This window comes from Synergistaceae bacterium, from assembly GCA_017444345.1.
GTDB lineage: Bacteria > Synergistota > Synergistia > Synergistales > Aminobacteriaceae > JAFUXM01.
Genome location: JAFSWW010000103.1, coordinates 1 through 9,042 on the forward strand (window position 1 = coordinate 1; position 9,042 = coordinate 9,042).

At 40.8% G+C, this 9,042-nt stretch carries 7 protein-coding genes and 1 pseudogene; 7 read left to right on the forward strand and 1 reads right to left on the reverse strand.

Annotated elements, in window-relative coordinates:
• Positions 1 to 26 precede the first annotated feature (26 nt).
• A pseudogene (locus tag IJS99_08275) lies at positions 27 to 1,283 on the reverse strand (histidine--tRNA ligase).
• Positions 1,284 to 1,389: 106 nt separating this feature from the next.
• Between IJS99_08275 and IJS99_08280 the strand changes: the two are divergent.
• The 7 genes from IJS99_08280 (at position 1,390) to IJS99_08310 (ending at position 9,008) form a co-directional block, all read left to right on the forward strand.
• Positions 1,390 to 2,493, forward strand: a complete 1,104-nt coding sequence (locus IJS99_08280) for an EpsG family protein (protein ID MBQ7561811.1) — start codon at positions 1,390 to 1,392, stop codon at positions 2,491 to 2,493.
• A gap of 24 nt (positions 2,494 to 2,517) precedes the next feature.
• A complete protein-coding gene (tadA, locus tag IJS99_08285) occupies positions 2,518 to 4,200 on the forward strand; it encodes a Flp pilus assembly complex ATPase component TadA (protein MBQ7561812.1) in 1,683 nt (560 codons plus the stop codon).
• Positions 4,187 to 5,260, forward strand: coding sequence for a PilT/PilU family type 4a pilus ATPase (locus IJS99_08290; protein MBQ7561813.1), 1,074 nt, complete (start codon positions 4,187 to 4,189; stop codon positions 5,258 to 5,260). The genes tadA and IJS99_08290 overlap by 14 nt, the downstream gene beginning before the upstream one ends.
• Positions 5,261 to 5,286: 26 nt before the next feature.
• Positions 5,287 to 6,549, forward strand: a complete 1,263-nt coding sequence (locus tag IJS99_08295; GenBank protein ID MBQ7561814.1) for a type II secretion system F family protein — start codon at positions 5,287 to 5,289, stop codon at positions 6,547 to 6,549.
• Positions 6,550 to 6,566: 17 nt separating this feature from the next.
• A complete protein-coding gene (locus IJS99_08300) occupies positions 6,567 to 7,019 on the forward strand; it encodes a type II secretion system protein (GenBank protein ID MBQ7561815.1) in 453 nt (150 codons plus the stop codon).
• A gap of 114 nt (positions 7,020 to 7,133) precedes the next feature.
• Positions 7,134 to 8,261: an SPFH domain-containing protein gene (locus tag IJS99_08305; protein MBQ7561816.1), complete on the forward strand. Its 1,128-nt coding sequence runs from the start codon at positions 7,134 to 7,136 to the stop codon at positions 8,259 to 8,261.
• A 30-nt stretch (positions 8,262 to 8,291) separates the two neighbouring features.
• Positions 8,292 to 9,008, forward strand: coding sequence for a hypothetical protein (locus IJS99_08310; protein MBQ7561817.1), 717 nt, complete (start codon positions 8,292 to 8,294; stop codon positions 9,006 to 9,008).
• Positions 9,009 to 9,042 lie beyond the last annotated feature (34 nt).

The following is a 9,042-nucleotide window of genomic DNA, read 5'->3' on the forward strand; positions in this document are numbered from 1 at the left end:
ACCCGCCCACCCCGACGGCGGCTTTATTATACCCTCGCTTTGATGTAGTTCACTGCTTGATTTATTTGTACGCTTTCTTGAGTCCCGTCGAGTAAATTTTTTATAGCAACAAGATTATTTGCCAGCTCATCAGGCCCGATTATACAAGCAAATTTGCATTCACTTGCTGACTTCATTTGTGATTTAAAGCTCTTCCCGGCCGTGTCATTAATTGCTGAAATATTATTTTTCCGCAGCTCATATGTTAAAACTTGTGCCGCTCCCCTCGTTGAGTCGTCAAGTGCAGCAACATACGCGCAAATTTTCGGAACTTCTCCAAATGTACAGCCCTGTTCCTGCATTACCAGCATGACCCTATCAAGCCCGCAAGCAAAGCCAACTCCGGGAATTTTGCCGCCTCCTATCGCGCTAGAAAGATTATCATAACGACCTCCGCCGCAGACCGCATTTTGTGAGCCTAAATCGCCCGATAAAATTTCATAGGCAGTCTTCGTATAATAATCAAGCCCCCGCACGAGTCTTTTATTGATTCTGTAAGCAAAGCCGAGTCTCTCAAGCCCTGCCCTGACCTCGCTGAAATGTTCCCGGCACTCGTCGCAGAGTGAGTCATAAATGTCCGGTGCATTGTCTGAAATTCTGCCGCAAGATTCGTTTTTGCAGTCGAGGATTCTTAACGGGTTGCGTTCGAGTCTCGCTATACATGTTTCACAGAGTGAGTCTTTATGAGCAGTGAAGTAATTTATTAATTTTTCGCGGTAAACCGGCCTGCATTTCTCACAGCCCACTGAATTAATTACGACTTCTAAATTTTTCAAGCCCAGTCGCCTGAATAACTCAATAGAAAGCGATATTATATCGACATCTGCAAATGCTCCGGGAATTCCTAAATATTCCGCGTCAATCTGGTAGAATTGCCTGTAACGTCCCTTTTGAGGTCTCTCATGTCTGAACATAGGCCCCCAGTTCCATAATTTCGCGCTCATTCCCTGAACACATAAATTATTCTCGATTGCTGCCCTCATTACTCCGGCAGTTGCTTCAGGTCTAAGAGTTATGCTGCGTCCGCCTCTGTCGTTGAATGTATACATTTCTTTCTCTACTATGTCGGTAGTCTCGCCAACCCCGCGCGCAAATTATTCTGTGTGTTCAAATATGGGCAAATGAATCTCGCTAAATCCGAAATCTTTCATAGTTTCTGAAGCAGTCTTTATGATATAAGCCCATTTATATGACTCTCCCGGCAAAATATCCCGTGTGCCTCTTGGTGCTGTTATAATTGACATGTGAATAATTTTCACTCCTATTATATAAATTATTTAGAATTATGTTCAAGACATATTATAATTTAATGCAAGAGAGTTATTAAATTTTTCGGGGGGGAATTTATAAGTGCTATGGATATATCCAGTTACGATTATATTTTCGGCATTTTTTGCGTGGCTGGCCTCACGTGTAAAGAATAAAGGTGTAATGATATTATGCTCAATTATAAGTGTATTAATTCCGAGTATAGTAGGCGGATTAAGAACAGTTGATGTAGGTATTGACTCGTTAATTTACGGGCTGCCTCATGCTATGCTTGCCGAAACGTCTAAAACTTTCGCGGAGTTTGTAGCTTCTTCAAGTAATAAAGAATTAGGTTATAAACTTTTATGCTATACAGTAATGCATACTTTTGGGCATGTAAATTGGTGTTACTTTTTTTATCAGCTTATTACTGTAGGATGTTTCTACATAGGAGCTTATAAACATAGAAAAATTGCACCTCTTGCGTTTATTATGATAATATTTCTCTCTGTGCAATGGATAGGCTCAATGAGTATGATACGTCAATCTATGGCAGCCTCAATTATTATTATGGGACTAGATCATGTTGAGAAGAAAGAATATATAAAATTTATGTTGTATATAATAGCTGCGTTCTTTTTTCATGCGTCTGCACTAGTATGTATAGGGCTTATCTTAGGGGTTCATATAATAGTTACAAGTAAGACATATTTTAGATATATGATGATATTTATAATTATGCTAATGATATTTAATTTTAGAGCTGTAACTATTATGGTATTTCAAACTTTTCAATCGTTTAATATAATCCCAGTCCATTATGTAGGTTATGTAGAAGAAGCCCCAGATGGATGGGGGGGGGTAGGTTCTATTACTCTTACAATGTCACGGATAGGTACATATCTGATATTTTGCTTATATTCCCGCCGCGGCAAAAAACTTCTAGGAAATCTTAATTTCGAATATTATAAATTTAATACCCTTTTTTATTTAGTACTAAGTGCTGTTTTAACTATTAATGGCAGAATACTTGTGTATAATACTTATCTTCAATCTATAATCCTGGCATTCATGCCATTCTGCGTAAAAAGTAAATATTTAAGATTATTATTAATAGTTTCTGTGCTTTTCGCTATAATAGTACCTACAATAAGAGGCGGTTTTATAGCTAACTATTTTGCTTATAAATCCATAATAGATTTCTAAAGTAAGGAGGCTTTATATTTACTCATGGAAAATATTTTCTTATCTCAACGCGTAAGACTCGGCGATATTTTACTGCAATACGGTCTAGTCAATAAGGAGCAATTAACTGAAGCAGTCAAGATACAAGAGACTTCAGATAAAAGACTCGGCGAAATATTAATAGATCTCAAGGCTCTTACTTCTACACAGGTCGCCGAAGCCCTCGCAGTACAGCTTGAACTCCCATTTATACAGCTTGATAGATACCAAGTTCAGCCCGACGCTATAAAATTACTCCCTAGAAGTGCCGCCGAAAGATTGAATGTTATTCCGTTGAAAATTGATGAAGAAGGCTCTTTACTGGTAGCTATGGCAGATCCCCTTGATTTACCTGCTCAGGACGAAATTAGAATGGTAACAGGTCTCGAACTTCACCCAGCCTGCTCAGGAGTCGAGGACATTCAACGAAATATACCGCGAATTTATGAATTACAGACTAACTTGGCCAGTGCTTTGACTGCAAACGAGGGAATAACAGACGCATTTACGCCCCTTGCTGCAACTACTACACAAGTTAATCCCGATGATGCGCCTTTAGTCGAACTTGTAAACGAATTAATACAGCAGGCAGTCAGAGAAAACGCCTCAGATATTCACATAGAAGCCTACGAAAAAATGTCGCGAATTAGATTCAGAGTCGACGGTTCATTATATTCTGCGTTCGATTACCCCGTAACACTTCACCCGACTATAGTAGCAAGAATTAAGATAATTGCAGGAATGGACATCGCCGAAAAAAGAAGACCTCAAGACGGGCGCATATTGACTCTAATTGACGGGCGGCACATAGATTTAAGAGTCAGCTCACTTCCGACTATGAACGGCGAAAAAATTGTATTAAGAATTCTCGACCGTGATAACTCATTCGATGAGCTTGATTCGCTCGGTTTTGACTCTGAAGATATTATGATAATAGATCACTTTTGCGAAATGCCGTGGGGTATCTTGCTGGCTACTGGTCCTACAGGTTCGGGCAAATCCACGACTCTTTACTCAATGTTAAAGAAAATCAGCCGACCCGATATAAATATTGTAACAGTTGAAGATCCCGTCGAATTCTTTATACCCGGTATTAATCAAGTCCACGTAAACGAGAAGGCCGGACTCACGTTTGATGTTGCTTTACGTTCAATTTTGAGACAAGACCCCGATAAAATAATGATAGGTGAGATCAGAGACTCAGACACTGCGCAAATAGCAATCAGAGCAGCATTAACGGGCCACTTTGTATTATCGACTCTGCACACTAACGACGCTCCCAGCGCAATATCAAGAATTATAGACATGGGAATCCCTCCGTTTTTGTTATCGGCCTCACTTTCGGGGATAATCGCTCAAAGACTCGTGCGGTGTTTATGCCCATATTGTAAGCAGGAATACGAATTAGACTCGGGAACTTGTGAGAGATTCAATTTACCGCAGGGGACTCATGCATTTAAGCCGGTCGGGTGTCCTCATTGCAGAAATGGCTATAAAGGCAGACGCGGAATTTATGAGATAATTGTTATAGATGATGATTTGCGCGATATGATTCTGAAGGGGCAGGCGGCCATGTCAATACGTGACGCAGCTATTCACAAGGGCATGAAAACTTTGCGCCAGTCAGGTTTAAACGCAGTCAAAGCAGGTTATACATCATTGGAGGAGATTATAAGTGCAACACTTTAAAGATGAGACACTCAAGAAATTAATAAATCTAGCTATAGAATATAACGCAAGCGATATACATTTAAGTTCGGATAATATGGCAGCTTTGAGAATTCACGGAGATTTAGATTATATAAAGGATTTCGGGACATTTGCGCGGGAGACTCTTGTAAATTTTCTTGACGAGATTTTGAGCGATTCACAGTCAGAAAAATTTGCGAGAACCGGCGATTTAGATTTTGCTTTCACGTTCAATAATCAGAGATTCAGGGGCAGTGCTTATCGTGAAATGCACGGAGTCTCTATAACATTCAGGCTCATTCCTTCAGTAATAAAATCTCTTGACGAACTCGGACTCCCTGAAGTCCTGAAAACTATAGCGGGCAGACATCGCGGCTTGTTTCTTGTAACTGGACCGACCGGGCACGGTAAAAGCTCGACTCTTGCTGCAATAGTAAGCGAAATTAATCACACGAGAAAATGCCATATTGTTACAATTGAAGATCCTATAGAATATATACATACTCCGGCAAAATCTGTTATACATCAAAGAGAAATAGGCAGCGACACGGAAAATTTTGCGTCAGGAATTCGGCACGTTTTGAGGCAGGACCCCGACGTTATATTAATCGGCGAAATGCGGGATCTTGAGACAATTTCAGCGGCTATCACAGCAGCAGAGACCGGGCATTTAGTACTCGGAACTCTTCACACTCAAGACGCTTCACAATCTATAGAAAGAATTGTAGACGTATTCCCGCCTCATCAACAGAATCAAATCAGGCTGCAATTAGCTTATACTTTAATCGGAATATGTTCACAGCAGTTATTACCGGCTGAAGGTTTCGCGGGGCGTTTTTGTGCGACGGAATTATTATTATCGACTCCGGCAGTCCGCAGCAATGTACGTGAGGGCAAGACTTCAAGTTTACGAAATTCAATGCTCACGGGCTTAAATACGGGAATGCACACGATGGAACAGGATTTAGCGCGTTTATACAGGGCCGGCAAGATTTCAAAGAGTACTGCGAAAGATTTTGCTTATGATTTACCGGAAATTGAGCGGCTTTTATCGATATAAATTATTATAAGACAGGTGATTTATAATTGAATTTCAGGTATCGCGCAAGACAGCAGGACGGCGAAATAATTGAGGGTTATGTCGCTGCAGACAGTCAAAAACACGCGCTCGAACAATTACGCAATAGAAATGTCGTAGTAATAAATTTAACTGAACAGGGAGCTAATACTTCTCTTGCTAAATCAAGCAAATCTAAAAAAGGTTTCAGCCTCAAAGCTATTCTTAACGCTGATATAGGGCATTTATTCTCATCGGGTAAAGTCTCGCTAAAAGATTTGATGGTATTCTTCCGCCAGCTCGCAACAATGGAAGGCGCAGGGGTCGGGCTTGCTTCAGCACTCGATGTTATAACGAGTCAAGAGTCAAATTATGCTCTCAAGAAAATTTTAACTGATATTAAAGCTCGTCTTGATAGGGGAGTTACTTTAAGCCAAGCAATGAGTCAGCACCCCGCATTTAATGCCTTGTTAGTCTCACTTGTTGAGGCAGGAGAAGAGGGCGGTATGTTAGATTATTCACTCGAACAGGGCGCAGTATTACTCGAAAAACAGCAGGCACTCCGCAGTAAAGTCAAGAGCGCATTATTTTATCCTGCTTTCGTAATGACATTTGCTGTAGGAATTCTAATATTTTTCTTTATGTTTCTTGTTCCCAAATTTAAGGAAACTTTTGCAGCCATGAATATAGATTTACCCGCTATAACTCTTTATTTATTCGCGGCCGGTGAATGGTTTAGTGCTCACTGGTACATTATTGCTATTGCCGCAATAGGATTTACATTTTTATGGATATTTTTGTGTAAAAACAGGGCAACTCGCAAAACTATGGATAAATTCAAGCTCAAGATTCCCATTTTGAAAACTTTATTATTCAAAGCGTCAATGGCAAGATCTGCGAGAACTTTTGCGTCCCTCGTGTCAGCTGGAGTCCCCGTTATTCGCAGTCTCGAAATGGCAGAAGGTACAGCCGGAAATATGGTAGTTGCTGAAGGTTTTGACGAGTTAAGAGCAAACGCAATCAAGGGCGTATCACTGGGAGACTCAGCAAGGCAGGCCGGAATCTTCCCCGTTCTAGTCTCTCAAATGATGAGAATCGGCGAAGAAACAGGACATCTTGATACAATGCTTGAAAGAGTCGCTACTTGGTACGATCAGGAATTAGACGAGCAAATAAAAGCTACTGTCTCATTATTGGAGCCCGTTATGATTGTCTTTGTCGGCGGTATAATAGCAGTAATTGCCATCGCGATTTTCTCGCCAGTAACTTCGGCAATAATTCAATTGTCATAAATAGGGAGGTTTTACGAATGAGAACGAGAAAAGGTTTTACACTGGTAGAAATGCTTATAGTTATTGTTGTAATCGGGGTGCTAAGTTCCATGATGATGATCTCAAGCACGGAGTCAATAAATTCTGCAAAGGCTTCTGACATTATAACGAGTCTTAATAATATAAAAGTTGCTGCACTCGCTCATTACGTAGACAGCTTTGACGCATATAACAGGACACCCGCGCCGGATCTTGATATAGCAAATATTAAGCCGTATTTAAACAATGGGAGTTCACTTACAAGCGAATACGGTGTAGAAAGCAATAATAAATTATGGTTCGCAAAATGTGATTTAACAAAACTCGGCAATAACTCGCAAATTAAAAGCAAATTAGCAGGCCGGGCAAATTCAGCAGGACTCAAATCAGCAGCTAGTCCTACAGCAGCAAATTACACGGACGAGGACACGGTTTATTTACGAATCCGCTAAATTCTCACAAAAAATTATTCCCCCTTTTGAGTCGTGAAAAGATTCAGGGGGGAATTTATTTATGCTATTATTATCAGGAAAATATAAAATTTTTTAACGGGAGATAAAATCATCATGGCATTAATTCAAGTTATACAATGGGACGATAAATTAAATTCTAATGATGTCCTTGCGTGGCGTTATGTCAACAAGAATAATGCGGGCAAAAGCGACGAGCTCGGCAACTGGTCGCAATTAATAGTGCGTGAGTCTCAAGAGGCTATATTATTCAGGGACGGCCAAGCTGTTGACTTATACGGGGCGGGTCGTCATACTCTTTCAACGGATAATTTACCATTTTTGCGCTCAATTATGAATCTACCCACCGGCGGCGAGAGTCCATATAAGGCGGGAATCTGGTTCGTCAACAAAGTTAATTTATTAGACATGAAATGGGGAACGCAAAATCCCTTGTTACTCAAGGATCCTGAATATCAAATTCCCATTTATGTGCGTGCATTCGGTCAGTTCGGGCTGAGAATCACAGAGAGCCGGCAATTTGTCATTAAACTCGCAGGAAATAAGACGAGTATAACGCGCTCAGACATAGAAAATTACTTCAGAGGGCTGATTTTGAGTCGTATGGGCGACATGATAGCGACTTATATAGCACAGAAAAAAGTAAATATTTTCGAGATTAATTCATATCTTGAAGACATGTCAAATGAAGCAGTCGGCAAATTATCGCAGGCATTTAAGGAATTCGGGATCGAGCCTGTTAATTTCTATTTCGGGTCTATTAATGTTATTGACGATGACGAGGGAATCAAAAAATTAAAATCTGCTTTGAGTGAACGTGCCAGCATGAACGTAATGGGCTATAACTATCAGCAAAAACGCTCGTTTGACGTGTTAGAATCAGCGGCAAAAAATGAAGGCGGCTCATCACTTATCGGAGCAGGAGCAGGACTCGGAGCAGGTCTCGGAATGGGCGGAGCTTTAGGGCAAATGGCCGCACAAATGAATCAATATATTAACCCTCAACAGACAACACCGCCGACTCCTCCGCAAAATCCAAATCCGCCGGCAAATCCTGTAAATCCGACTCCATCAGCAAATAATAATTGCCCTCATTGCGGGAAGCCATTAGTGCCGGGAGCTGTATTTTGTCCCTTCTGCGGTAAAAAGCCGGTTTGTACTAAATGCGGTGCTGCGTTAATTCCGGGCGCAAAATTCTGTCCTCAATGCGGTCAACAAGTATAATAATTTTTTCAAGAAAGGTGATTGATTTAAATGGGTAAATTTTTTAACAAGATCAGGCAAGTATTTAATATTTTCTTGATTATGCTGTTAATCGGGCTTGCTGCTGCTGTATTCGTTTATTTCTTGACGACTCCAGAACAGAGGGGCGTTACTTTCTGGATCTCTGTAGGATTCCTAATTTTTGCGCTGGTTATTGAGACTCTCATGTTTTCGGGGATTGCTATGCGGGGAGATTCTGGCCGTAGAGTTCCCGCCGGATTTAGTAAGGTGCTGTTATGCGGGCTTTATTTCCTGTTTGTAATAATCGTCTCTGTATGGAATGCCTTTGCAAATTTCACCGTTATAAAATATATGTTGATTCATATCGGCGGGCTTGTAGTCTTTCTCGTTCCCATGATGTTAATTAACATGGCTACTCTAAGAATGTCAGGAGCAGACAGACGAGAACAGAAAGAAGGCCGTGTAAATCTCTCATCAATGGCAAATAAAGTCGCTTATATCGCGGAAGATCTGAAATCAACGGGGACTCCGGCTGAAAGTGTAGCAGCAATCGTGAATCTTTCGGAATTAATTAGATACTCGGACCCGACTCCGGCAAAAAGCAAAATAGAACGCGATTTTGAAGACTCAATTAATAATCTCGTGAAAATTTCAGAAAGTAAGGACTTAGACGCAATATTAAGAGCCTGCACACTCGCAGAACGGGCACTAAAGGAACGCAACGAGTCAGTACGTAACTCAAAATAATAAAAAAATTCTCCGCCTCACTCCCACCCGCCCA

Bases quoted from the DNA above. Each gene is read 5' to 3' on its own strand.
- IJS99_08310 (MBQ7561817.1), top strand. From the start codon at position 8,292: ATGGGTAAATTTTTTAACAAGATCAGGCAAGTATTTAATATTTTCTTG.
- IJS99_08300 (MBQ7561815.1), top strand. From the start codon at position 6,567: ATGAGAACGAGAAAAGGTTTTACACTGGTAGAAATGCTTATAGTTATT.
- tadA (MBQ7561812.1), top strand. From the start codon at position 2,518: ATGGAAAATATTTTCTTATCTCAACGCGTAAGACTCGGCGATATTTTA.
- IJS99_08305 (MBQ7561816.1), top strand. From the start codon at position 7,134: ATGGCATTAATTCAAGTTATACAATGGGACGATAAATTAAATTCTAAT.